At 60.9% G+C, this 24,452-nt stretch carries 27 protein-coding genes; 9 read left to right on the top strand and 18 right to left on the bottom strand.

The genetic code is table 11. The annotated features are described in order from the left end of the window. On the bottom strand, positions 1-654 hold the full coding sequence (locus tag WYS_RS04575; RefSeq protein WP_019176991.1) for a cobalamin B12-binding domain-containing protein: 654 nt from the start codon (positions 652-654) through the stop codon (positions 1-3). Between the two features lie 339 nt (positions 655-993). On the opposite strand from WYS_RS04575, the gene WYS_RS04570 reads away from it, so the two are divergent. After that, complete coding sequence (locus WYS_RS04570) at positions 994-1,233, top strand: ribbon-helix-helix domain-containing protein (protein ID WP_019176990.1); 240 nt, start codon at positions 994-996, stop codon at positions 1,231-1,233. 407 nt (positions 1,234-1,640) lie between these two features. On the opposite strand, the gene WYS_RS14390 is transcribed toward WYS_RS04570, so the two are convergent. The 3 genes from WYS_RS14390 to WYS_RS14385 form a co-directional block, all read right to left on the bottom strand. Beyond that, entirely contained in the window at positions 1,641-2,258 is a 618-nt protein-coding gene (locus tag WYS_RS14390) for an NYN domain-containing protein (RefSeq protein WP_019176989.1), read from the bottom strand. Between the two features lie 229 nt (positions 2,259-2,487). Then, positions 2,488-2,637: a hypothetical protein gene (locus WYS_RS15925; RefSeq protein WP_155897730.1), complete on the bottom strand. Its 150-nt coding sequence runs from the start codon at positions 2,635-2,637 to the stop codon at positions 2,488-2,490. Between the two features lie 228 nt (positions 2,638-2,865). Next, complete coding sequence (locus tag WYS_RS14385; protein WP_019176987.1) at positions 2,866-3,723, bottom strand: alpha/beta fold hydrolase; 858 nt, start codon at positions 3,721-3,723, stop codon at positions 2,866-2,868. Between the two features lie 314 nt (positions 3,724-4,037). Between WYS_RS14385 and acsA the strand changes: the two genes are divergently transcribed. Together acsA and WYS_RS04545 are read left to right on the top strand one after the other, a co-directional pair. Beyond that, entirely contained in the window at positions 4,038-5,774 is a 1,737-nt protein-coding gene (gene acsA / locus WYS_RS04550; protein WP_049796245.1) for an acetate--CoA ligase, read from the top strand. An 80-nt stretch (positions 5,775-5,854) separates the two neighbouring features. Then, on the top strand, positions 5,855-6,403 hold the full coding sequence (locus tag WYS_RS04545) for a hypothetical protein (protein ID WP_147654427.1): 549 nt from the start codon (positions 5,855-5,857) through the stop codon (positions 6,401-6,403). A 121-nt stretch (positions 6,404-6,524) separates the two neighbouring features. Here WYS_RS04545 and WYS_RS04540 read toward each other — a convergent pair whose 3' ends face one another. From WYS_RS04540 to WYS_RS04525, 4 genes are all read right to left on the bottom strand, one after another. Further along, positions 6,525-6,743 (bottom strand): hypothetical protein, encoded by a 219-nt coding sequence (locus tag WYS_RS04540; protein WP_019176984.1) that lies wholly within the window; start codon positions 6,741-6,743, stop codon positions 6,525-6,527. A gap of 113 nt (positions 6,744-6,856) precedes the next feature. Beyond that, a complete protein-coding gene (locus WYS_RS04535) occupies positions 6,857-7,714 on the bottom strand; it encodes a pirin family protein (RefSeq protein WP_019176983.1) in 858 nt (285 codons plus the stop codon). 49 nt (positions 7,715-7,763) lie between these two features. Beyond that, positions 7,764-8,186, bottom strand: a complete 423-nt coding sequence (locus tag WYS_RS04530; protein ID WP_019176982.1) for a YbaN family protein — start codon at positions 8,184-8,186, stop codon at positions 7,764-7,766. A 67-nt stretch (positions 8,187-8,253) separates the two neighbouring features. Then, positions 8,254-10,035 carry a M3 family oligoendopeptidase gene (locus tag WYS_RS04525; protein WP_019176981.1) on the bottom strand — a complete coding sequence of 594 codons (1,782 nt, stop codon included), beginning with the start codon at positions 10,033-10,035 and terminating at the stop codon, positions 8,254-8,256. Positions 10,036-10,249: 214 nt separating this feature from the next. Here WYS_RS04525 and WYS_RS04520 point away from each other — a divergent pair, with 214 nt between their 5' ends. Further along, positions 10,250-12,229, top strand: coding sequence for a right-handed parallel beta-helix repeat-containing protein (locus WYS_RS04520; RefSeq protein ID WP_081579826.1), 1,980 nt, complete (start codon positions 10,250-10,252; stop codon positions 12,227-12,229). A 199-nt stretch (positions 12,230-12,428) separates the two neighbouring features. Here WYS_RS04520 and WYS_RS04515 read toward each other — a convergent pair whose 3' ends face one another. The 5 genes from WYS_RS04515 to WYS_RS04495 form a co-directional block, all read right to left on the bottom strand. Then, positions 12,429-13,907: a hypothetical protein gene (locus WYS_RS04515; protein ID WP_147654425.1), complete on the bottom strand. Its 1,479-nt coding sequence runs from the start codon at positions 13,905-13,907 to the stop codon at positions 12,429-12,431. A 277-nt stretch (positions 13,908-14,184) separates the two neighbouring features. Beyond that, positions 14,185-14,379, bottom strand: coding sequence for a double zinc ribbon domain-containing protein (locus WYS_RS04510; RefSeq protein WP_019176978.1), 195 nt, complete (start codon positions 14,377-14,379; stop codon positions 14,185-14,187). 13 nt (positions 14,380-14,392) lie between these two features. After that, positions 14,393-14,821 (bottom strand): PaaI family thioesterase, encoded by a 429-nt coding sequence (locus tag WYS_RS14380; protein ID WP_019176977.1) that lies wholly within the window; start codon positions 14,819-14,821, stop codon positions 14,393-14,395. Between the two features lie 77 nt (positions 14,822-14,898). Beyond that, the gene (locus WYS_RS04500; RefSeq protein ID WP_019176976.1) at positions 14,899-15,417 is read right to left on the bottom strand and encodes a YbhB/YbcL family Raf kinase inhibitor-like protein; all 519 of its coding nucleotides are present in this window, start codon (positions 15,415-15,417) and stop codon (positions 14,899-14,901) included. Between the two features lie 66 nt (positions 15,418-15,483). Then, positions 15,484-15,813 carry a hypothetical protein gene (locus WYS_RS04495; RefSeq protein ID WP_019176975.1) on the bottom strand — a complete coding sequence of 110 codons (330 nt, stop codon included), beginning with the start codon at positions 15,811-15,813 and terminating at the stop codon, positions 15,484-15,486. 139 nt (positions 15,814-15,952) lie between these two features. Here WYS_RS04495 and WYS_RS14375 point away from each other — a divergent pair, with 139 nt between their 5' ends. After that, positions 15,953-16,309, top strand: a complete 357-nt coding sequence (locus WYS_RS14375; RefSeq protein ID WP_019176974.1) for a hypothetical protein — start codon at positions 15,953-15,955, stop codon at positions 16,307-16,309. 4 nt (positions 16,310-16,313) lie between these two features. Here WYS_RS14375 and WYS_RS04485 read toward each other — a convergent pair whose 3' ends face one another. After that, a complete protein-coding gene (locus tag WYS_RS04485) occupies positions 16,314-17,156 on the bottom strand; it encodes a hypothetical protein (RefSeq protein WP_019176973.1) in 843 nt (280 codons plus the stop codon). A 132-nt stretch (positions 17,157-17,288) separates the two neighbouring features. Between WYS_RS04485 and WYS_RS04480 the strand changes: the two genes are divergently transcribed. Then, positions 17,289-17,951: a cyclase family protein gene (locus WYS_RS04480; RefSeq protein WP_019176972.1), complete on the top strand. Its 663-nt coding sequence runs from the start codon at positions 17,289-17,291 to the stop codon at positions 17,949-17,951. Here the strand turns inward: WYS_RS04480 and WYS_RS04475 are convergent. Beyond that, complete coding sequence (locus WYS_RS04475; RefSeq protein ID WP_019176971.1) at positions 17,948-18,169, bottom strand: hypothetical protein; 222 nt, start codon at positions 18,167-18,169, stop codon at positions 17,948-17,950. The genes WYS_RS04480 and WYS_RS04475 overlap by 4 nt on opposite strands. A gap of 134 nt (positions 18,170-18,303) precedes the next feature. Here WYS_RS04475 and WYS_RS14370 point away from each other — a divergent pair, with 134 nt between their 5' ends. The 3 genes from WYS_RS14370 (at position 18,304) to WYS_RS04460 (ending at position 22,629) form a co-directional block, all read left to right on the top strand. Beyond that, positions 18,304-19,269: a hypothetical protein gene (locus WYS_RS14370; RefSeq protein WP_019176970.1), complete on the top strand. Its 966-nt coding sequence runs from the start codon at positions 18,304-18,306 to the stop codon at positions 19,267-19,269. Between the two features lie 135 nt (positions 19,270-19,404). Continuing rightward, on the top strand, positions 19,405-21,189 hold the full coding sequence (locus WYS_RS04465; RefSeq protein WP_019176969.1) for an ABC-F family ATP-binding cassette domain-containing protein: 1,785 nt from the start codon (positions 19,405-19,407) through the stop codon (positions 21,187-21,189). Positions 21,190-21,243: 54 nt separating this feature from the next. Next, on the top strand, positions 21,244-22,629 hold the full coding sequence (locus tag WYS_RS04460) for an FAD-binding oxidoreductase (protein WP_019176968.1): 1,386 nt from the start codon (positions 21,244-21,246) through the stop codon (positions 22,627-22,629). Between the two features lie 16 nt (positions 22,630-22,645). On the opposite strand, the gene WYS_RS14365 is transcribed toward WYS_RS04460, so the two are convergent. The 3 genes from WYS_RS14365 to WYS_RS04445 are packed head-to-tail and all read right to left on the bottom strand — an operon-like array spanning position 22,646 to position 24,277. Then, positions 22,646-23,263 (bottom strand): class I SAM-dependent methyltransferase, encoded by a 618-nt coding sequence (locus WYS_RS14365; protein WP_081579824.1) that lies wholly within the window; start codon positions 23,261-23,263, stop codon positions 22,646-22,648. A gap of 3 nt (positions 23,264-23,266) precedes the next feature. Next, positions 23,267-23,737, bottom strand: a complete 471-nt coding sequence (locus tag WYS_RS04450; protein WP_019176966.1) for a hypothetical protein — start codon at positions 23,735-23,737, stop codon at positions 23,267-23,269. 9 nt (positions 23,738-23,746) lie between these two features. Next, the gene (locus WYS_RS04445; RefSeq protein WP_019176965.1) at positions 23,747-24,277 is read right to left on the bottom strand and encodes a hypothetical protein; all 531 of its coding nucleotides are present in this window, start codon (positions 24,275-24,277) and stop codon (positions 23,747-23,749) included. Between the last annotated feature and the right edge of the window lie 175 nt (positions 24,278-24,452).

Raw genomic sequence — 24,452 nt, 5'->3', positions numbered from 1 at the left:
CTACTCGCCTCCGAACACTCTGTTGGCCTCTTCGACCGCCTTCTCCGCGTTGGTGGCGGTGAAGTCCGCGCCAATGAGCCGGCAGAATTCCTCGTTCACCGGAGCTCCGCCGACGGCCACCTTGAATTTGTCCCGGATCCCCTTGGCCTTGAGGGACTTCATGGCATCTTCCATGCCCGCCATCGTAGTGGTCATGAGCGTGCTCATGGCGATCACATCTGCTTGGCTCTTCTCCGCGGTCTCGATGAACGTATTTATGGGGACATCCGCTCCGAGGTCCTGGACATCATAGCCATGCACCTTAAGGAGTGTACCTACGATCGTTTTACCGATCGAATGCACATCACCCTCCACGGTGCCAATGACTACCTTCTTCATTACCTTAGTGTCATCCTTGGCACTCAGGTGAGGCATCAGGATATTTAGCGCCGCATACATGGCTTGTGATGCAGCCATTACTTCCGGCAGGTACATATCTTGTTTTTCGTACCGCTGTCCCACTTCACTCATCCCCGCACTCAGCCCGTCGGTGATGGCTTTCTGTGCGTCCATGCCGTCATTTACGGCTCGGATAGCGTAGACCTTGGCCTTATCTTGGTCGTAGTCTATCACGCTGTTCTTCAGTCCTTCCAATATTTCCTCTTGGTTTCCCATTTGTTTTCCTCCTATCTGGCTGGACCGCTATCTCATCGGATGGGCGTTCCCGCCTGACGAGTTAGATGTGAATCTTGCCGGAGAGATCAAAGAGAACGACGATTTCCGGCAATACGGTTCAATGGGGGGCTAGGAGCTACCTTGAACGCCGTTCTAGAGGTCAAGGCCGCGAAAAGCCACGCAATACGTTCCGTTTGGCTCATTGTGGTCGTCCCTATTTCGGATGGAGATGGTTTCTTGTATTACTTGTGTAATACAATTGTAGATATATTATTCTTTCCTTTAGTTTTTGGGCACGGAGGACTTTAATATACAACACAAGTGTATTACAACGATCGAATGCCCCGGAAATCCGGAAACCAAGAAGATTCCAAGATAGTGAACGTACGAATGCCTCCCGCATTGGTCGCGGAAATAGACCTTTGGGTGAACAAAAAGGGTTACATGTCTCGATCCGAGTTCATCCTCTCCTCCGTACGGTACTACCTTGACCACGTAGCCTACCGAGAGGACTTCCTCGGCCGCATGCAGGAGCGGGGAATGATAAAGGACATACCGCCTCCACCCGAGGATGAATGACCCACCGATCCCGTTGTGAGCGGAACTCGCTCCCTTTAACGGGTTCCAGCAGGGGACGCTCATTAAAAATCCAGGGCCCTTGCTATAGATCCAATTAATTCTATCCTACCTATTTATGGCTTACAGGAACTTGCAGAATTATTCCCTATTAACGAAACGAGATTAAATTATGTGAAAAAGCAGGTCGATGGACAGGCATCACAAGACCATACTATTCACGATAAACCAGCTATACTGAGATGACATGATTCCTATGGATTCCAAGACCGTTATCTGAAAAGATGAGGATCCTCTGGAGAGGTGGCAAATGGATATTCGTGATCAATTCTTTGGACAACATATCGGGCCCGGGTCTCAGAATCCGATCCAATATGCAAATTGCTGATCATGATTGAAACGGATTCGGTTTACGTTCCCGCAACTTTCCTTCCGTCGTAGAAGCACTCCGTCATAAAGCCCTGGTCCAGCGGATAGCATTCGTCACAAGCGGCCCTAAGCGCGTCGGCGACCTTCTTCGACCCATCTTTGTTCCTTCGCGCGGAGTGATACAGCACCACCTCCCTCCCCAGGGTACGGACGTACTTGACGGCGGGCTCGAAGTCCCCGTCCCCGGCAATAAGGATGATCTTGTCCACCTTCCGGGCGGGGTCCCACGAGATCGCCACCATGTCGACCGCGATCTGCACGTCCACGCCCTTCTGCCTCATCTTCGACTCCCCGGTGACCCAGTCATAATAGGGGACAAGCTTTCCCAGCTTGACCTCGAAATCCGGCAGCTTGGCCAGCTCGGCGAAGAACCGCTGCTTGTTGGCATACTTCTTCCTCTCCCGGGAGCTGGAGTCCCTGAACTGCACCGGCGCGGCATCGAAGAATATAGTGTTCCTGCGCACGCACGAGTTCATACGGCACACGCAGTCCGAGAACGCCGCGTAGTCCAGCCGGGCATTGTGGAACTCGTACTCCAGGATCTTCACCAGGTACCCGTTGTCGATGAGGACCGTAGCTGTCTGTGGAGGCTGCAACATGGCTCTTGAGCAAGTATGGATTTAAAAAGCCTTCCAAAAGTGCCTGAGATATAGACTGAGGTTCCCAGGCGACACAAGGGTTCAGCACCCGTGTCCCCAATGGCTATGTCCTGGGAACGTCAGCGAATACAATTAGCACATTCTCCTTTGATTATTTAAAATTATTGAAATTGCTCAGCGAACGGCCGTACTGTCGGCCGCAGGCCGCCCAGCCAGGGCATGGCCGGAGTCAGGTCGACTCGTCCTTCTTTTCCGACGCTTCGAACAGGTTGACGATCGCGTCGCCAACGGTCCTCTTCCGCAGCTCCCCGCCGCAGACAGGGCACTTCTCCGTTCCATTCTCTACCTCCAGCTCACAACTTAAGCAGACCTTTACCATGGTTCCCCAAGGTACCATAACGCGGTTCATTATATATTCAACCTTCGAGTCTTCAGAGAACGGCTCGAAGATATCATGCATAACGGTCGAATATCTAGCCGAAAGTAAAGTATTATAGGCCCCGTTCCGCAGGATAGTCCAGTGTGCCGCAGGATCAGCGGGCGGCCGCTGGGCGAGGGCACTTCGATCCCCGCTGTTGTCGGACGGGCCGGGGACGGCCGAACGGCCTCATCCTCTGGCCCGGGCGGCCACCTCCACCCTGCCCTTCGCCTCTTCCTTGACGAACCGCTCCATCTCGTCGTTGAACTTGTCCATCTCCTCATAGGCAAAAGCGTGGCCTCCTTTGTCGAACTTGACCAGCACGGACCCTTCGATGTTGTCCCTCTGCCACTCCCCCAGAGCGAACGGCACTATCTTGTCGTTGATGCCGTGGAAGATGCGCGTGGGGATGCCTATGTTCTTCATCTCCCCTCTCAGGTCCCGGTCCCGCAGCTCCTCCATCCCCCTGATGGTGGAACGCGGGGGCGCCTCCATGCCGATGCTGTCATACCATCTGGCGATCTCCTCACTGACCGGCGTGGAGAAGAAGCTCTTCCCGAACTCCCGCTTTGACCTGGCCGGATCGCTCTTTTCCATGTCAATGATGCCCTGGGCGACCTCCTTCGGCACCCCTTGGGGAAAGCCATCCCTGGCGATGAAGCTGGGTCCGGCAGCAGCGCACAAGGCCAGCTTCGACACCTTCCAGTCGCGCTTGGTCGCTACGTAGTGCATGGCGATCGCCCCTCCCATGGAGAACCCGGCCAGGGTGACGTCGCTCAGGTCCAGGGCCTCTATGATCTTGTCCACATCATTGGCCCAGGTGTCGTAGTCCAGACCGTTCCAGGTCTTGCTTGATCGTCCGAACCCTCGCAGGTCGTACGTGATCACCCTGATCCCCCTCTTGGGCAGCTCCGCGGACTGCGCGTCGAACATGCGGTGGCTCAGCGGCCACCCGTGGATGAGCAGGAGCGGCCGCCCCTCACCCCAGTCCTGCACGTAGTTATACACCCCCGGCTCTACTTCGATGTACTTGGTACCGACATTCATGATATCGCATGAACGAGCGCAACGGGGCATTGATGCCGTTTGTCCGCTCGATAAGTGGGCCCCATCATATGAACGGTGAGGGATTGCCGGCCGGAGCGCCTTCCGAGCGTTCTCACCGGCGCCCTATCCCGCGATGTTGCAATTTGCCGTCGACCTCATCGCGACAGCGGAACGTCGAGGCGAGGTCATGCGATGCAGGGGACATCCGTTCTGCCGCCACGCCCCTCTGTCCATCGATCTGGCCGCGTTGTTCCACTGGTCGTGGACTTTATATCCCACTATGTTTTTAGGTCGCCAGTCTAGGTGATGTTGGATTGGATGATGTATTGCCTCCCAGGGGCACAGGGAACCTGCAAGACTACGAGCAGCTGTCGAAGGAGTTCAACTGGGCATCCATTCACGAGGACTTCGAGTGGTACCACGGCGGAGTCTACAACATCGCCGCCGAGGCCGTCGACCGCCACTCCCACAGCTGGCGCAAGAACAAGATCGCCCTGTACGCCGTGAAGGCCGACTCCCGGGTGGAGAAGTACACCTTCGACGAGATGTCAGGGGTGTCCAGCAAGATCGCCGACGGCCTGGTCAAGCTGGGCGCGCAGAAGGGCGACCGGATCTTCGTGTACCTGGACCGGGGCTTCGAGGTGTACGCTTCCATCCTAGGCATCATTAAGATGGGCGGCATCGCCGGACCGCTGTTCTCCGCCCTGGGCCCGGAAGCGATCAAGGACCGCGCCCTGGACAGTGGCTGCAATATCATCTTCACCTCACCCTACCTGCTGAAGCGCATCGAGCCGGTGCTGCATGAACTTGTAGATCTGCAGAAGATCGTGGTGGTAGGGAACGACGAGGAGATCAGCAGCCTGCGAGGGCTCGGGAAGGACATCATCAGCTTCCGCGAGCTGTTGGCCATGGGGGACCATGGGTTCAAGGCGGTCCCCATGAAGCCCACCGACCCCTACATAATCCACTACACTTCCGGCTCGACCGGAAAACCGAAGGGCATCATGCTCGGCCACCGGGCCATGGTGCAGCAGATGGCCGCAGCCAAGTATGTCCTCGATCTCAGAGAGGAAGATACCTACTGGTGCACCGCCGACCCCGGCTGGGTCACCGGAACCTCTGCCGGCATATTCGCCCCCTGGTTCCTGGGGACGTCCATCATATCGTACGAGGGCCGTTTCGATGCCCGGGCATGGTACTACCTCCTGGAGAAATTTAAGGTCAGCGTGTGGTACACCGCACCCACCGCCCTGAGGATGCTCATGAGGGCCGGTGACGATGTCGTCAAGGAGTTCGACCTCAGCAAGCTTCGCCACATCTGCTCCGCCGGAGAGCCGCTCAACGCGGAGGTCATCCGCTGGGCCATGAGGACCATGGGGAAGAGGGTCCACGACAACTGGTGGCAGACCGAAACGGGCGCCCCCTGCATCGTCAACTATCCCTGCAACATCATCAAGCCCGGCTCCATGGGCAAGCCCATCCATGGGCTCATTGCCGCCGTGGTGGACGAGAACGGGGCGGAGGTCCCGCCGTATGGAGAGGGGTTCCTGGCGCTCCGCCCCGGCTGGCCGTCCATGATGATCGGCATCTGGAGGAACGCCTCCACCTACAAGGAGTACTTCAGGATCCCGGGCTGGTACATCACCGGGGACCAGGCCTACAAGGACGAGGACGGCTTCCTTTGGTTCCTTGGTCGGGCGGATGACGTCATCAAGACCTCCGGGGAGAGGCTGGGACCGTTCGAGGTGGAGTCCGCTCTGATCGAGCATCCAGCAGTAGCGGAGGCTGGCGTCATCGGCAAGCCCGACGAGCTGAGGGGCGAGATCGTCAAGGCGTTCGTCTCCTTGAGGCCCGGCTATGCGCCGTCAGAGAAGCTCAAGGAAGAGATAACGCGCTTCGTGAAGACCCGCCTGGCGTATTACGCGTATCCGCGGGAGATCGAGTTCGTCGAGAAGCTTCCGAAGACCCGATCGGGCAAGATCATGAGGCGGGTCCTGAAAGCGAAGGAGCTGGGGCAGCCGCTGGGCGACCTCTCCACGCTGGAAGAGTGAGCCGGGACCTCTTTTCCCCATCGCAGGGAAATGCTTGGTTTCATCATGTTGTTGATGAAATCATGTAACGTGGGAAAACGATGAGGGGCTCCCAACCGTTCACTGGACTAGCGTTAGCCATTTTGCTGGTCGGCCTGCTCGCCGCGCCGGCGGCCTCGGCCGCGGCAATGACCCAGACCATTCAGCCCGGAGAATATCTGTTGCTGAGCTACGAGGTGAGGTCCGCCACGGAAATGTCGATCTCCGTCACCGCCAACCACGAGGTCGACGTCTTCGTCCTGGACGAGGAGAACTATGCCAAGCTGAACAAGTCCCTGCGATCGTATGATATCGTGGACGGAGGGAGCTTCATGGGCGTCACCTCGGTGGACGCGAAGGTGAAGCTGGACCCGGGCATGTACTACGTCATCATTGACAACTCGCAGGTCCACGGCGAGACCTACGCGGGCAGACCGGCCACTGTGGCCTACGAGATCGCCAACGGTCCGAACTGGGTGAATGTCGTCATGATCGCCGTGGCGGCCGTGGCCGTCATCGCCGCGGTGCTCTTCCTGCTATGGAGGAGGCGGAAGAAGCGTTCCGCAAGGCAGACCGCTGGGCCGGTCGGGCCTTCCGAGCAGGAACGGTGATCGCGACGGACCCGGGGCGGCCGGAGACAAGACCTTCCCTGCCCGTTCTCTTCAATGCTATCGCTGGACGCGAAGCCAATGACGCATTATCTGCAGCCTGATTATGGCCCTGAATGTCGCCTTAGAACGGCCCTTTCTCGCCGCCTCTCTTTATCAGGGAAGCGCGGGCATTGATGCAGGCCCTGGATCCCCTTACCACCCCGGCCTCGGTGCACTTCTTGCGCACCTCGCAGGTCAGGCACCTCTCCCATATGCGGGGGGCGACCCTCCACACGTTCTCCCTGCGCTTCTCCTCGGCCTTCTCCGCATCTTGAGCTGGAACTTTCACGTCAGCAACCATAAGTGCATCCCGAACGGCTAATATGCATCACCGTTTAAAAAATGTCCTGTCTGAACCGAACGCCGGACCAGACATCCATGGACGATCGAAGATAAAAAGGAGGATCGGCGTCCTCACTTGACGAAGGTACCGTTCCGCAGTTCCTCGAAGGTCCGGTCCAGCTCTTCCTGCGAGTTCACCACGATGGGCCCGCGCCAGAACACCGGCTCGTTCAGGGGATCTCCGGAGATGAGCAGGAACCTGGCCCCGCGGTCCGACGCGCCGGCCTGAACGGAGTCCCCGTCGGCGAACACCGCTGCCTCGCCCTTCTTGACGGGCGAGCCGCCGGGCTCGAAGGAGGCCGCGCCGTCCAGCACCAGGGCGAAAGAGGTGCGGCCTCTGGGCACGTTCAGCGAGACGGTGCTGCCAGGGTTCATGACCACGTCGAAGAACTGGATGTCGGATTCCAGGTCCCTTACCGGGCCGGCAGACCCCTCAAGCTCGCCGGCAATGATCCTGGCCTCCACGCCGTCGCCCAGGTCCACCTTCTTGATGCTGTCCTTCCTGACGTCCCGGTACTGGGGCCTCTTCATCTTGGCCCGCTGGGGCAGGTTCACCCATAGTTGCAGGCCGTTTATCCCCTCGGACGACACCACCGGCATCTCCTGGTGGATGATCCCGCTCCCCGCGGTCATCCACTGCGCCTCTCCGGGACCTATCAGGCCCCTGGTCCCGGTGCTGTCCCCGTGCTCCATCTCTCCCTTCAACATGTAGGTTACGGTCTCGATGCCCCGGTGGGGGTGCGCCGGGAACCCCGCCTGGTAGTCGCGGGGGTCGTCAGACTCGAACATGTCCAGCATGAGGAACGGGTCCAGGGTCGATCGTTCGTCCCGACCCAGGACGCGCTTCAGGCGCACGCCCGCGCCCTCCATGGTCTCCTCGCCCTTCAGGACCCTGTCGACCCTCCGCATCATCTTGGTCGTATCCTTCATGGCCTGCCACGTGGCAAGCGGACGTATATACGCTTTAGGCACCGGGCCTTCAGGACCTAAGGGTCTTGAGCTTCAGCAGGTGGACGGTGACCCCTATCGCGACGGCGACCATGGCAATCTGGCCCCACAGCACGGGGACGAAGAAGTACGCTGAGAACAGAATGCCCGCCCATACGAACAGTATGGAAACGATCTTGGCGCGCATCGGCATGCCCCTGTGCTCGGCGTAATCGCGGAGGTACTTGCCGAAGTACTTGTTGTTCATCAGCCAGCAATGCATTCTCTCGGAGCCCTTGGCATAGCATGCCGCGGCCAGGAGGACGAACGGGGTGGTGGGCAGCACCGGCAGCGCGATCCCGATGGCCCCCAGCACGACGAAGAAGGTCCCGAGAACGTTCCATACCGCCCGGTTCAGACGGCCGCGTGGCCTGGGCTCGCAGCTCTTGGCCTTCCCGGCCTCCTCCCCGCTCATTCGAGCCAAAGAGGGCCGGGAAGGGTAAATAATATTCGCTCCCGTTTTTCGGGGCGGACCGGTAGGATCAAAGAGTCCGTTCTAGCTGCCCCAGGAACTCCTCGAACTGCTCGATGCCCTTCCGCCAGAACGCCTCGGTGCGGATGTCGAACCCCATCTCCCTGGCTAGCTCGGCCGGCGATCTGCTGGACCCGGCCGCCAGCAGGGCCTTCATCTTGGGGACGAATTCCCTTCCCTGCTCCAGATACAGACGGTACAGCGCGAACACGAACAGCTGGGCGAACACGTAGGGGTAGTTGTAGAACCGGTAGTTGGGCATGTAATAGTGGAGCTTCATGGTCCATTCCCACTTCATCTCCGGCAGCCAGTCCACCGCGTCCCCGTACACGTCGTCGCGCGCCCTCACCCACAGCTCCGAAATGGTCTCTCCGTCCAGGAAGGTGCCGTTCTCGATAGCTTCGTACAGGCTCTTTTCGAAGAAGTAGCGGGCGCTGACCTGGAAGGCGGCCATGCCGAACTCGTCCAGCACGTTAGACAGCACCGCCTGGCGCTCCGCGTCGCTCTTCGCTTCTCCCAGCAGCTGATCGGTCAGCAGCAGCTCGCCGAAGATGGAGCTGCTCTCGGCGATGCACGACCCCATCTCGAAGTTGCTGGGCCTCTGGTGCCTCGACCCTATGTATCCGTGGATGGCGTGGCCGAGCTCGTGCGCCTGGGTGTACACGTCCCCCATGCGGCCGGTGAAGCTCTGGAGCACGAAAGCGGTCCTCCCACCGTACCAGTAGGAGCAGAACGCCCCGCTGACCTTGCCTTTGCGGACCTGCCCGTCCAGGCGCCGGCCCTTGTACATGTCCTCGGCCCACTCCCCGAACTGCTCGTCGAACTTGGTGTACGCGCGGACGACCTCGGCGCGGGAGTCCTCCCAGGAATAGTGCTTGTCGGGAGCGTGGGGCAGCGGCGCCACCACGTCCCAGTTCCCCAGCTTCTCCAGCCCCATCATCTTGGCCTTCAGCACTAGGTATCTGCGGTACACTCCCACAGATTCGCGCATGACCTTCATCAGCGCGTCCACGGACGCCTCGTCGACGTCGTTGTCGTTGAGGCTCGGCTCCAGCGGCGAGGAGTATTTTCTCCATTCCATCATCTGCAGATGGTCCGCGGCCACCGAGCGCAGGGCGGAGGCCCACACGATCTCGTCCTTGCCCAGGCCGTCGTACACCACCCGGTTCGCCTCCCTTCTCTTGACGCGGTCAGGGTCCTGATAATAGCCGATGATCTGTCCGTACGGCAGAATCCTATCCTCCCCGTCCACGGTCATCTTGAAGGTGCGGGTGGAAAGCCAGTCCCCCTGCAGCTGGGACCACGCGTCGATGCCGTTCTGGTCCTTGGCCATGATGAGGCGCTCCTCCGATTCGGAGAGCTGGTGGGGGACGCGCTTCAGCGCCCTCTCCAGGTAGTGGTGGTACTCCGCCAGCTTGGGATCGTCGACCAGCTGGGGCTTGGCCTTCAGCAGCTCCCCGAGTTCGATCTCCGCGAACGCCAGCTGCTGCCCCGCCCTGGTGCCAGCCTTCCTGGCCACGTCGTTGAGCTTCTTCGCCGCCGGGTCGGTGGAGTCGGCGGAGTACGACAGCCGGGCGTACTGGAACGCTCCCTCGAACGGCAGGAACACGTCGTCGCGCTCCTCGATGAACTTCAGAAGGCCGGCGGCATCAAGGTCCCTGATCTTCCCCTGGTACTTGGCCCGGAACTCCGAGGCCCTGTTAACCGCGTTCTCCATCTCCTTGGCGACCTTGTCGGTGTCGGGGTCGCTGACCAGCTGCGTGAGGTCCCACTTGGCGGCGGCTTCAGTCATGTCTGCTTGTTAAATCAGTATGAAGAAAAATAATTGTCGCTTGCAAAGCGCGGACCGAAATTGTCGCTAGGCCTAGGTCAGAACAGTATATGTTCTTCAAAGATAGGTGCTTTTGTATACGCATGGCCTGATTAATTGATAATTTTTAAATACTCCATGATACAACATCATTCTCTATCTAGATAACAGTCTAGATATCTCGTGGGGAATAGGAATGAAACAAAATAGCGCAGCGGAAGCGCTGAAAAACCCCTTGGCCAAAAGATTGTCTTCGTACGCATTGGCCTTAGTACTGGTAATGTCGCTCTTTTTGGCATTGGGGAACGTCAGCGCGCAGGATACGAACTATGTGAACGGAGAGATACTTACCGATACCGAATGGGTGCCGGGCGACACCTACATCGTAACCGGCAATCTGACCGTGCCGGCCGGGGTCGCTCTCACCATCCCGGAGGGAGTGACGGTGCTGTTCAGCGCGGGCACCGGGCTCAATGTCAGCGGTGCGCTGATCATCGCAGGAACTTCGGCCGATCCGGTGATCTTCGGCCCTAACACCACCGATGCGGGCTTTAGCTACTGGTTCGGCATCAATGCCACTTCGGGTTCGACCATATCCATTGACAATGCCGAGTTCTCCAACGCCGATAACGCCGTCTTGGCCACCGGGTCGAACGTGGAGATAACGAACTCGACGTTCACGGGGAACGTCTTCGGCATACTCCTGACGGACTGCCCCGATCCCGTCATCCGCGGCAACACCGCCATTGGCAACGACAATGTCGGCATAGCCTTCACCGGCGAAGCCATCGGCGACCTAGTTATAGCTAACAATGTGGTCCGTGACAACAGGTACAGCGGCATCGCCGTTAACGGGGGCGCCATCGGGAACGTCACCTTCACGGGGAACACCGCGCATGGCGATGGCTTCGATGTCACCGGCGAGACCATCAACAGCCTGATCATGGAGGATAACTACATCGAAGGCTCCGCTGAAACCTTCCACGGCATCGGTGTAGTGGTCTATACGCACATATCGGCGCAGAGCGTAGTGTTCGAAGGAAATACCTTCCAGAACAACTGGCTCGGCCTCCACGCCTATGGCTCCGGGTACGGCAACCTCATCGTCGTGAACAACACCTTCCGCAACACCACCGAAACCAGCATTGTTCTTTCCCTCTCCGGCGCGGAGAGCGTGATCATCAGGAACAATGTGGACATAATCGGTTCCGGCGGCATCCACCTCGATCTCTGGGACGCGGACAGCGTGGTCGTTGCGGACAACATCGTCACCAACGCCGGCCGGGGCGGGATCGATATCCAGGCATATGCCACGGGAGGCGGCGTGGGCATCCGGGACCTGGTTGTGGAGAACAACTCCGTCGGCGTTGACGCGTCGTCCTACATAAGGGTGCTGGCCCATGCTGTCGGGACCAACATCACCTCTCTGGGCGATGTCCGCATAAGCGGCAATAGCGTCACGAGCGGCTATTACGGCATATATGTCGGTGTAGCCGGAGATATTGCCAGCATCGTTCTTGAAGGGAATGGCGTCAGCGGCAGCACCAGTGACGGCATCTGCGTGGCCGCGGCCAACATCGGGGACGTCATCGTCAGGGACAACACTGCCATGGGGAATGGCGCGAACGGCATAGTCGTTGAAGCGATCGACGGCGTGATCGGGGACGTCGTGGTGATGAGCAACTGCCTCAACAACAACGTCGGGGCGGGCATCGCCTTCAGCGCCACGAGCTATGGCAATGTGATCGTTACCGAGAACGATGCGTGGTACAACGGCGGCGACGGGGTGCTCTTCGACGGCGAGGCCTACGGCAATGTCACCGTAACGGACAACGTCCTCTGCCACAACGGCGGGTACCCCCTGATGATGAACGGCGAGCAGTTCGGCGAGATAGTCGTCGAGAACAACGCGATCCCCGACGGGAGCGTGATCTGCATCGGCGGTGTGAAATATTCGGTACCCCCTTGTGAGCCCGAACCACCCAGCGAGGAGACGTCCGAGGACGGATCGTCCGATGACAGCCAAACACCGACCGGTGAGATCGACGACAGTGTCGTTGGCGGCTTGAGCGAGGAGAACAACGGTGGCGCAGCGCCGTACGCCCTCGCCGGCATTGCCGCGATAGCTTCCTTCGGAGCCCTCGGAGCTGTGCTGTACAGCAGGAGACGGCGATAAACACGGAAGCTTATCGGCTCAGCTCCAAACATTTTCCCTCTTTCTTTTTCGACGATCTCTTCATTAGTTATGCGGTCCGATCGGCCCCGGTAATTCTTCGGAGCGTTCTTCCGGTGCTTTGTCGACACTGCCCCCTGCGAGGAGAGCGCAGGCGCCTCGGAAGAAAAAAAGTCGGGAAGAGGTTTGTGACGATCCGGCATCAACCCAACTGCGCGTACTGGGTCTCCCCGTTCTGCACGTAGCTGAGGAGGACGATGTTGTCATCCCTCGGCACGTCGAAGGTCACCGTTACGGTGCCCACGCCGGCGTTGCCGGGCAGGTCAGTGGTTCCAGCGACCGCAGCCGCGGCGTTGTACACTCCACCGCTGGCAGTGTACGCCACGATCTCACAGCCATTGATGGCGGCCGCTCCATTGTTCAGCAGGACGAACGAAACCTCCTGCATGGCCGGGTCGGCGCTGTCCGATGCCCACGCTTGATACAGCTGGGCGCCGGTGCCGGCAGCACTGGACGGCTCTATGCCGATGCGCTCCAGCGAGGGGCCGCCTGGCCAGTACCACACCTGGTCGGGAGAGGCGCCGGAGACGCCGCTGAATCCTACCAGGAATGGAGTGGTCTCTCCGGGCTCAAGGGCGGCAGGAACATTGTTGTTCACGCCGTCCGCCTGCACCCAGGTGCCACCGCCCAGATCGATCCAGAAGTCCGATGGACTTATGGCCACGGGATCGGGGTTGTTGTTGGTGGCCTGTACCAGGACCACCAGGCTGTCGTCGGACATCCAGGAGTCAGGTGATGCGAACCCGATATCGGTGTTCGGCACCAGGCCCGAGGGTGTCTGCATGGTCACCGGCTCTCCGGCGGGGGCGAAGGTTGCGCCCTCGTACGGCACACCGAACGCGGTGGTGCCGTCGGAGTAGCTGATAGCGCTTATGGCCTGTCCCCCCGTCGGGAAGCCCAGCGTCACGAAGGTGGTGGTCCCCGGCGGCAGCACGATGCCGGCCGCGTTGGTGGGTGCGACAGTAGAGCCGTCAGCGAGGGTGGCGAGGAAGCCGCTGTACTGCAGCGTGACCGCCTCGGACCCACTGTTAGCCACCGCGATCCTGGTCAGGGAATCAGATGATCCCTGCTCGATCGAGGTAAGCTGCAGGTCCTGCGCCATCTGCGGGAACGTCGCCGGCGAAAGTGCCGTCACGTTGCCCGCTGCCACCCCCTGAACGCCGGCCGCCGACACGTTGCCCTGGCCTGCGGGGATCCCTGGCGGGAGCACCACAGGCGTGGTATTGTTCGACGAAGCGGGTCCTGGTGAGGTGGCGTTGGGCAGCACCGGGAGCGGTGCCGTCATATTCGGCGCCGTCACGTTCGTGGTGTTGTTAGGCGCGGTCACCTGAGGCGTAGGCTCACTGGGTGTGGTCTCCGGCATGGATGGCCGTTCCTGGTTCAGTAAAGCATATGCTCCAAATGCCGCGGCGATGAGCGCGGCGGCGAGGATCAGCGCGCCCACCCATCTATACGATCTCGCGGGCGGCGGCGCCCTGGGGGGCGGCGCCTCCACGGGGGCGGGCTCATACACCTGCTCCTCTGTCCTGCTGACTACCCTCTCCTCTATGACACGTTCGTTCTCGTGCCCTTCTAGCCCGTCCGGCCTGTCACGACCGGACGGCCGATCCGGTCCATCCAACCTATCGGTCCGGTCCGGATCCGGATTGTCCCATCTATTCGGTCTGTCGTCTTCTCTCATACGACCTCCTTTCTCGATGAGGCTCTGGATGAACTCCCTGACAGGGTCAGCAAGCTCGACGTGGCCTATCCCAGCGTCCGAGATTTAGTACTATCACGATAGAAATTAGTGGGAAGGCGGGTTTTTGCCGCTATGAGGGCCGTTTCACACTGCATGCCCCGGAACGATGCCGAAAAACTCGCCCATCGCCGCAGGCCCGGCGGGCGCTGAACCTCCGTCAGCGGTCTAGACGGTGCCCGCAGGAGTAGCACATGTCGTGCCCCTCCTCGTTCTCGGCCCCGCAGGCCGGGCATCGCATGGAGCTTTCCTTTTCCATAATGAACTTGGTGCTGTTGCAGGCCCTGCATATGGCGACATGATCGTCGTTCTCTGCGTAGCACTTGATGCACTGCTTCATGCGGAGGACGTTCACGCGCCAAGCTCTTCTAACTTTTGGACCTCTTCCTCAGGCGATACCCGATGCCCTGGAAAGTCGCGACGAGATCGTCGCCGTCATACACCAGCACCTCGTACACCGAGGTGCTCTTGTTCTCTCCGATCCTTCTCGCTCTCGCCTCCAGGTCTCCCCTGGCCGGCTTGAGATAAGTTATGCTGGCGCTGATCCCCACCTGAGGGTCCCCCGAAAAATTGCATGCCAGGGCGAAAGCTTGGTCCGCTATTGAGAAGATCGCGCCGCCGTGCACCGCGCCCAGGGCGTTGGTCAAACCGTCCACCGGCATGCGCACCACCGCCTTGCCATCGCCGATGCTCACGGTCTCGATGTTCAGATGCGCCGCGTAGGGCGCTTGCACCATGGCCTTCAGCCGCTCCTCGATATCATCGCCGCCGAACGCGGCGGGAATGGAATCGCTCATATCATCGCCTCGATGGGAGGGAGAACGCGTACTCTGGCATTAATCTGACCATTGGGCCTGCGCGCCGGCCGCGGAGATCACAGCCGGGACCCCGAGGCTATCTTCATCTCCCTCTTCAGTCTGTACTCCACCTGGGTTTGACCGTATTGGATGATATGGCCAGACATGGCCTTCTCCAGGGCCTCGCGGGCAGAAGCGGGATTGAGGTCCAGCGGCTCATCGAGCCCGTACACCCTGACGTTGTACTCGTGCACCTCCCCAGGAGGGGGGCACGGTCCGCTGTAGCCGATCTCGCCGAGAGAGTTGCGGCCCTGGACCGCCCTTATCGGAAAATTGATCTCCGTGGACTTGGGGATGTTGCGGGGGATCCGATCGGTCCGCTGCACGTTCCACATCAGCCACTGGGTGAACCCGCCCTCCGACGCCGAGGGGTCGTCCATTATAAGGGCGAAATAGGGCGCCCACAGGCCATTGATCCTCACTTCCGGAGTATAATCCGGACCTTCGCATGTTTCCGCCGACGGCATGGTGCCGCCTTCCACCTCGATCTCGAGGTCGCGGTCGGGCCGTTCAACGGCTCTATGTTGCTCCAGCATATGCGGTCGTCCTCCGGGGCACACTTCGGAGCCGGATTTATTTGAATCTTCGTAACAGCGGCGGGTTCATCGCCCAGGGGCCTCAATGTCCTCCAGGGGGTCGAGGAGCCTGGTGGCCTGCAGGATATGCATGCACAGCCCCGCCAGCGCCACGGCGTCGCGGCGCACCGCCTCCTTCTGAGGCCTGGTCAGAACGGCCCTGCAGCCCTGGAGCCTGACACGGTCCAGCGATGACTCCAGCGCCCCGTGCTCCTCCTTGAGCCGTTTCTTCAGGGCGTGGATGTCCATCACCTGGTCGCCGGTGTACCAGTCCTCGCCCTCCCGCCGGAGGTGCTCCTCCAGGAGCAGAGCCAGGTCGACGATGGATTCCCTGGGCGGGTGGATCTCTTGCTGCATAGGGGTATGACTTCGGCCTTGCTCAACTTAATGCTTTTCCCGCCCTTCGGGGCCGTTAATTCGCTCCCCTACGTTACGTTCGAAAAGAAGGATTATACCTTTGGAGAGCAATTATCTATTGTTAATGGAGGCAGGAACGATGAGCGGCATTACATACTCGATCGGGACATGGTTGGTGAAGCCGGGTCGCGAAGCGGAGTTCATCGCGACCTGGCAGGACCTGGCTCTCTGGACGGAGGACATGAACGTTGGCGCGGACGAAGGCACCCTGGTGCAGGACATGGCGGAGCCGAGGAGGTTCTTCGCGTTCTGGCCGTTCGAGTCCGAGATGGGAGTGCAAAGGCTTAGGGGCGATCCCAAGTTCAAGGAGTACATGATGCGGATGCGCGCGTACTGCGAGGACAGCAGGCCCTCCACTGCCAGGCTGGTGGGGAGGACCGCTGGGCCGGAGATAGTGGACGAGTCGACCCTGGTCGGCGAGAAGACGTACCTCTGAGCCCTCATTCCCTGAGGCCGTCATTCATGTCGGACTCATTGCAGCGGAAGCCGCATTCGGTACAGGCCCGTTCCGGCTCATCACCGATGGCGATGCTGGCCCCTATAAAGACCTCTTTCCTCTCCGACGCGGCCATCAGGACCCCGCTGGGGAAGCCCCTCGCCACGGGGACCAGCGCCCTCATTCCGCACCGGGGACATTTTTTGGCCAGATCGTGATCGTTCACCGGGCTCCAGGTCCGCAGGCAGCTCTTGCACTGCCAGTAAAGAGAGCGGAAATCCCGGCCGAAGATGCTCTTGTCGAAGGCCGGAGAGTTGAAGTCCAGGTACTTCAGGCCGGGACAGTGGAACCGCAGCTCCAGCTGGCCGGCGGCGTCGGCGCACCGGCCGCACCGGGGCTCCTTTTCCCAAGGGTCCGCGGGGAAGTCGTGGCGACATTTGACGCAGTGGGCGGTGGTATAGGTCCACGGGCGGACCTCCGCCGGCTCCGGGAGGGCGATGTCCCGGCCGGGCCGCTTGATGAAGCTGAGAACCTCCATTACGTCCTCGCTGCCGCAGTACGGGCACGTACCAGGCGCGTTCCAGTCGCCGATGGCCTCGCGCTCCTGGGGCGATGGCTTGAACGCCCCTTTGTCGGCCAGGACCCTGAGGGCAAAGGCGGCGTTCCGCCTGGCCAGATCGTCGTCCAGAAGCTCCAGGAGGCGGGGTACGCTCTTACTGTCGAACGCATCGACCAGTGCCATCTGGCCGATGGCGTGGGCGGCCTTCCTCCTGGTGGTGGCCCGCTCGTCGCGGAGCAGCTCGATGGCGCTTTCCAGCGCCGGATTGGTTCCTGTCTCGTCGGTCATGGGCGGTGCCTCCTGAAAAAGGCATACGCGGGCCATCCGATGGCGTGGGCAGTAATCAAGCTATGCTGGCCTTGTTGCAGCGGGATCGCCGGGCGTCAAGGTCTTGAACTACCAGCTCCCAACTGCAAGCCCATGAGCCTGCTGATATCGCGCCCGCTGTCGGCCGACATCCCGCTGTTCCCGGGCACCCCGCCGGTGAAGCTGGAAGCGTTCCAGACCACGCAGAGGGACGGCTCGGCATCCACGACCGTCGTGCTGAACACTCACCACGGGACCCATATCGACCTGCCGAAGCATTTCTCGGAGCAAGGGGCGACGGTGAGCGACCTGATCCCCCCGCTGAGAACCTTCGAGCCCGCCTACTGCATCGATATACGCGTTGACGATGACGAGGGCATCACCTGGGAGCATCTCGCCCCGCAGGCCGGGACCATGGCCGACGCCAGGGCCCTGCTGCTGAGAACGGGGTGGCACCGCCACCGGGATGATGAGGAACGGTACATCAGCGCCCACCCCTGGCTGGACCCATCGCTCGCGGACGCGCTTATGGAGCACCTTCCTCACTTGGAGATCCTGGGCATCGACGTGCTGTCAGCAGCGTCGCCGAGCCGTCCGGAGGAGGGGGGCGAGGTCCATAAAAAGATGCTGCTCGGATCGCGGGTCGTCCTGCTGATGGAGGACTGCGACCTGTCGGCGGAGAACCTGCCGGACCGGGTATGGCAGCTGTCCGTGGCACCGATGATACGGGAGAGACTGGACGCCACCCCGGTGGTGGCGTGGGTGGACCCGCTCTAAAAAGGGAAGCTTATCTCCTCTTCCTCGCCCGGCCCCACGTCCACGCGGTGAATGTTGTCGTGCTGATCGATATACTTCAGGCGGACGCGGCCCTGGGGCATCTTGATGACCCTCAAGTCCCTGATGGGGCTATCGATGAACCCGAGGAAACCTTCGAAGTTGTCCTTTCCCTCATAGCTCTTCACATGCTCGAATAAGGCGCTCCGGGTGATCTTCATGGTTATCAGTGACGTGACCTGAAGCGCACGATAAAATTGTTTTGGTCACTGACCGCGAGCATGCTGAACATCGAGAATGGTGGGCTACATTTGTCGGTTTGCTTTATTTAACAGCAATCGATGGACACCGGCCAATGAGGGATTGGAGGAGCCTCCTGAAGGCCGACCCCATTGAGTGGCTGATGGAGTCCAAGGACCCGGCGTTGCGCCGCGCTGTATCCGTCGACCTGCTGGACCTCCCCTCGGGCAGAGAGCAGGTCAACAGCGACGGGATGGCCGAACTTGACTACGGCCCCATCGCCAGGATCCTCTCGGTGCAGGAGGAGGGAGGGCACTGGGGTAATCCCGATGATTTTTACCAGCGGACCAAGTACAAGGGGACCATGTGGAACCTCATCCTCCTGGCCGAGCTCGGCGCGATGCCGGGCAATCCGCGCCTCGGGAAGGCCTGCGAGTTCATATGCCAGTGGGCCCAGGCCCCGTCGGGAGGGTTCACTTATAAGGGCGGCCCTGACGGAGGGACCAAGCCGTCAATGCCCAGTCTGACCGCGAACATGGTCTATGCCATGACCCGCCTGGGCTTCGGGGACGGCCCCGAAATGCGCAGGGCCAGGGATTACATCGCCCACGCCTACGACGACGATGCCCAAGAGATGTACTATCTGTGCGGGGGGTGCCGGTCTGGCAAGGTCAAGGTGCTGAAGGCCTTGGCAGAGCTTCATCCCAAGGAACGGACCCCGGCGGAGAAGAAGGCGGCGGCCGCGCTGACGGAAGCGCTGCTCACGGAGTGCCTGCCCGTGTCCGAGGAGGGGATTGACCCCGCCCGGCCGGAGTGGCTCGAGCTTGGCTACCCTCACATGTACGAGACCGACATACTGGAGATGCTGGACATCCTGGCGAGGCTGGGAGTATGGGACGAGAGGATGACGCCGGCCCTGGACATCCTGCTGTCCAAACAGGATGATGAGGGGCGGTGGACTATGGAGAGGAGCTACAACGGCCGCTTCCTGGTGTCCGTGGAGCCGAACGGCAGACCGTCGAGGTGGGTAACGTACCGGTCCCTCAGCATGCTGAAGCGCCTGAATAGGCCGAAGAAGTGACGATCGTCCATCCTGATCATCTTGATCCTAAGGGAGATATATCAGCCCATATCCGATAATATCATATCGTGGCCGTGCTGAGTGTGCGGCCATATCGGAAGCAAAGCTTATGTTGCTTGGCCTTATTGGAGAAGCATGCTCGTCCGCGCGGAGGGAGTATCAAAAGCTTTCGGGCCCAAGGACATCCTCAAGAACGTCTCCTTCCAGATCAACGACAACGACCGCATCGGATTGGTAGGTCCCAACGGGGCGGGGAAGACCACCCTCCTCAAGATGATAATGGGAGAGGTGAGGCAGGATTCCGGAGATCTCACCGTTCGAACGAACAAGATAGTGTACCTGTCGCAATTCCCCACCTTCGACCAGGACACCACGGTCCATGAGACCCTCAGCGCCGCGCCCAAGAGCGAGGCGCAGAAGCGGATGGAAGAGCTGGAGGCCATCATGACCTCCGGCGAGCTGCCCCGGGGGATGGACTGGAACGAGATATCGCTGGAGTACGCCAAGCTGACCGAGGAGGCCAGTGCGGATAACAAGAGCGGCGCCGAGCGCGCACTTGACCACCTCAAGACCTTCGGGATCGACGATAAGATGGCGGGAAAAGTGGCCGAACTCAGCGGGGGCGAGAGGACCAAGGTGATGCTCGCCAAGGTCCTGGCGCAGGCGGAGAAGGCCGACCTCCTCATACTGGACGAGCCTACCAACCATCTCGACATCGACGCGGTGGAATGGCTGGAGGACTACCTTCTCAACTTCAAGGGCGCCGTGCTCATCGTATCGCACGACCGCTACTTCCTCGACAGGACCGTTACCCAGGTCATCGAGCTGGAGAGCGCCAAGATAAAGCACTACGACGGCAACTACTCGCAGTTCGTCGACAAGAAGGCCATGGAGCTGGAGCGGCAGCGCAAGGAGTTCGAGAAGAACGCAAGGGAGCGCGACAGGCAGGCCAAGATCGCCGACGAGCAGCACCGCATGCTGTGGTTCTCCTCCACCCACAAGACCCGCCTGAAGATGCTGGAGAGGATGGAGATCAAGGAGGCGCCGGACAAGAAGAAGGACCTCACCATCGACATCAACGCCGCGCAGAAGTCGGGGAAGAACATGGTCATCGCCCGGAAGCTGAGGGTCAAGCTGGGAGGCAGGGCCATCTTTGACGACCTGGACCTCGACGTGGACACCGGCGACAAGCTCGGCCTGTTCGGACCGAACGGGGCGGGGAAGACCACATTGATAAAAGCGATCCTGGGGGACCTGCCCTCCCGGGGGGACCTCTGGGTGGCGCCGGGGGCGAGGATAGGGTACTTCGCCCAGGGCCATGACATGATGGACCCCAAGCTCACTTCCCTTGAGCAGATCAACAAGTCCCTAGAGGGTGAGGCTCGCACCAAGGCGCGCTCGTACCTTTACCGCTTCCAGCTCGACCAGGCCGCCGCGGGGCGGCCGATATCCACGCTGTCCGGAGGGGAGAGGGCCCGGGTCGGCCTCGCTCTCCTATTGTCCTCGGACCTCAACTTCCTGGTCCTCGATGAACCGACCAACTATCTGGACATCATGGCCAAGCACGCTGTGGAGATGTCCCTGGCGGAGTACCCCGGCACCTTCATTATCGTCACCCATGATCGTTACCTATTGGATTCGGTGTGCAGCAAGGTGGCCGAGCTGAGGGGCGGCGAGCTGACGGTGTTCAACGGCAGCTACTCACAATACAAGGGCGTCAGGACCGGCCGCAACGCCGTGGAGGAGGCCGAGGTGTACAAAGTGATCGCCGGCTTCACCGAGTGGGCCTCCCACAGGAAGTACGCGCCGGGGGACAGGGTGCTCGTCGCCCCTTCGGAAAAGGCGAACTTTCAATGGGCCCTCGACAACGGCAAGTTGCGCAAGCTCCCCGGCACCGAACGCAAGATCATCAAGAAATGAATACTGACAGTATGAGGAACCATATTATATTCCTCAATCCAAATACCCAGCTGGATGATGGGAGATCAAATGGGGAAGGACAGTCCGCTCGCTCGTGCCGATCTTGAAAGCCTCGAGGGAAGCGTGGAAGGGAGGATCATCCTCCCGGGGGACGAGGAGTATGACGAGCTTCGCAGGGTTTTCAACGGTTCGGTGGACCATCGCCCGTCGCTCATCCTTCGATGCAACGGCCCGGGCGACGTGGCGGAAGGCGTAGCCTTCGCCCGCGAGCACGACGTGCTGCTTTCCGTAAAGGCGGGCGGAGGCTCTGTAAGCGGCTCATCGATCCAGGAGGACGGCATGGTCCTGGACCTCGGCCTCATGAAGGACATCGTGATCGACGAGGACGGCCGGACCGCCAGGGTCGGCCCCGGGCTTACCTGGGGGGAGCTGAACAAGAAGGCCCAAGCCGCACACCTCGCGGTCCCCTGCGGGGTGTTCTCTTCCGCCGGCATCTCCGGCCACACCCTGGATGGAGGAGTGGGGTGGCTGATGGGCTCCTACGGGCTGACCGCCGACAACCTCGTCTCCGCCGATGTCGTCACCGCGGACGGCGAGCTTGTTGCCGCCAGTGCCGAGGACCACCCTGACCTGTTCTGGGCCCTCCGGGGGGCCGGCGGTAACTTCGGGGCTGTCACGTCATTCACGTACAAGCTCCACAGCGTCAGCAAGGTCTACGGGGGAACGGTGGCATGGCCCATGAGCATGGCCATAGAGGTGCTGAGAGGGGCCCGCCGGCTCATGAAGACCATACCGGACGAGCTGGACATCATCCTCACTCTCACCGAGGTCCCCGCCCTCGGGCCGGCCGTGGCCGGGCTGATATGCTACAACGGAGAAGCAAAGCAGGGGGAGAAGGCCTTGGACCCCCTGATAAGGGTGGGCCGGCCGGATATCGACTCCCTGGAGATGACCTCGTACCATGGCCTGTCCAAGGTGGCCGAACCCGCGGTCCCGACTGGCCTGATCAACTATTGGAGAAGCGGGTTCATGACCGGGCTGAGCGACGACTCCATCAAGGCCCTGGTCTCGATGGCCAGATCCCTCCCGTCCGACGAGTCCGCCCTTCACATATGGTGCCATCACGGAAAGGTGTGCAGGCCGCGCCCTGACGCCGCCGCGTTCCCTCACCGGGAGAAGCAGTTCAACGTGCATCTTGCGGCCGCTTGGAAGGAGCCGCGCAGCAATACCCGGAACACCGCCTGGGCCAACCGGGGGTGGGGCGAGATGAAGCATCACCTGACCGGGGCGGGCTACGCGGGCTTCACCTCCAGGAGCGAGGGCTCGCCGGCGCGCCTCTTCAAGGGCAACCAGGGCCGCCTTCAGGAGCTGAAATCGAAATACGACCCGGGGAGCATGTTCCGGCCGGAGCATGCGATCTCCCCTGCGGGGCTTCGATGACCGGCGCAGACCACCCCTACGCCCGATACTTGGCCACCAGCTCCGCTCGGAGGTAATCCTTCCCGTCGAACCTTTTGGGCGAGGTCGCTTCCCTCATCTCCACCTCCTCGAACCCGTTGAACAGCGATCTGAGCTCGTCCGCGGTGAAGTAGTGGTACGGGATCCCGTTCCCGCGCATGAAGGTCATCGGCTCGATCTCCTCGCCCTTCCCGCACCGCATGTCCCTGGTGGAGAACGCTCGGACATGCACGATGCCGCCCGGGACCAGGACCCTGCGGACCTCCTCCACGGCGAGAGGGCGATCATGCTGGGAGATATGCTCCAGCACGTGGAACGCCGCCACCTCGCCGAAGCTCCGGTCCGCGAAGGGGAGATGGAGCACGTCCGCCCGGGCCAAGCTTACCTTGGAGGGAACGGCCGCGCCGCATGCCCTCAGCGCCACCCGCGAGATGTCCACGGCCACCACCTCCGAGGCGTTCTTGGCGAGGGCGGCGATGGCCTTGCCGTTCCCGCAGCCCAGCTCCAGCACCCTCGCCCCCTGAGAAACGCTCACATCGGCCTGCGGGGGCCCTTTCCACAATGGATCAGGCTTCGAATATTCTCGGTCCCACGCCTCCGAGGGCGAGTGCCTCATCCCTCAGCGCTCCGAGGTCGAGATCACGAACCAGCAAAGGAGGAGAAGCTCGGACAGATGCGGGTCCGGGGACTTCACGTCCACCACGCCGCCGGGCTTCTTCCCCGCGGTCTCCCGGTGCACGCTGAAGATATCCTTCCCGTCCGCTGTGGACAGTATCCAGTCGTCCGGCGACCCGAGCTGGGACAGCTGATAGGTGGAACCATCCTGCGCGATCACGGTGTCCTTCCCCAGCGAGCCCACCACCATCGTGGCCAGCTTGTCCTCGCTGCCGACCTTCCAGATGGCCGCGCCTGAGTGCCTTATCCCCCCTTTCCTGATATTATAGCCATCCGCGCCGAACGACGCCGTCACGCTGGTGCCGAAGGTGTGGGGCGGGGACATCGCGCCGATCACATCGTCCCCCTTCTTCAGCTCCCACTTCATGCTCACCCTGCTCGGCCTCGCCCATGTCAGCGCTCCCGTCAGGTCCATGGGATGACCTCACGCACCGGCCGAACTCGCCGCGGCCGTGGTGGCCTCTTCGATCATTTGCACGGCGGTGTACCAGCACAGCAGGACCAGCAGGGGCAGGTTCCGGTCCGAGGCCGCTCCCGGCTCGATGACGATCTCTCCCTTGCTCTTCACCAGCGACGGCGCGCCCACCGTCATGATGAGATCGCCGTTCTCGTTGGTGAACGACCACTTGAACCCCCAGAAGGACATCTTCTGGAAAGAGTACCTCTTGCCGTTCGGGAATTGCAGGGTCCCGTTGCCGCCGATCTTCATGTCCAAGCGGGCCACGTCCTCGTCGAAGGGCGGCTTCCTCACGGTAATGTAGGGGTTGAAGAACCCGTTGCGCTTGAGCGTGTACTTGATGCCGCCTATGGTGCCCTCCGCCAGGGTCCCCCATATCTTTGTCCAGGTGATAGTGGCGACGATCTCGTTCCCGCCTCGCAGTTCGTAGTTGCGGTCCATGATGCCCTTCCGGGCCCACTCAAGCGTCTTTCCGGCGAAATCCTTTACCTCTGCCATCGAAGTCCCGTCAGGACCAACGTTCGGCCTCTACTCTAACTTATCGCCCCAACCACCGTTCGAATCCTACTGTCGACTATGATCGCTGCAAGATTCCGGCCAGGGGCTGCCTCATATTTTTAGTTCTTGATGAAAAACGATTTTGCTTTTGATGAGATCAAAATATTTGTCAACG

It is taken from the genome of Methanomassiliicoccus luminyensis B10 (assembly GCF_000308215.1).
GTDB lineage: Archaea > Thermoplasmatota > Thermoplasmata > Methanomassiliicoccales > Methanomassiliicoccaceae > Methanomassiliicoccus > Methanomassiliicoccus luminyensis.
The sequence above is the reverse complement of the archived record's forward strand: the minus strand, read 5'-3'. Positions and strand labels throughout refer to the sequence as shown.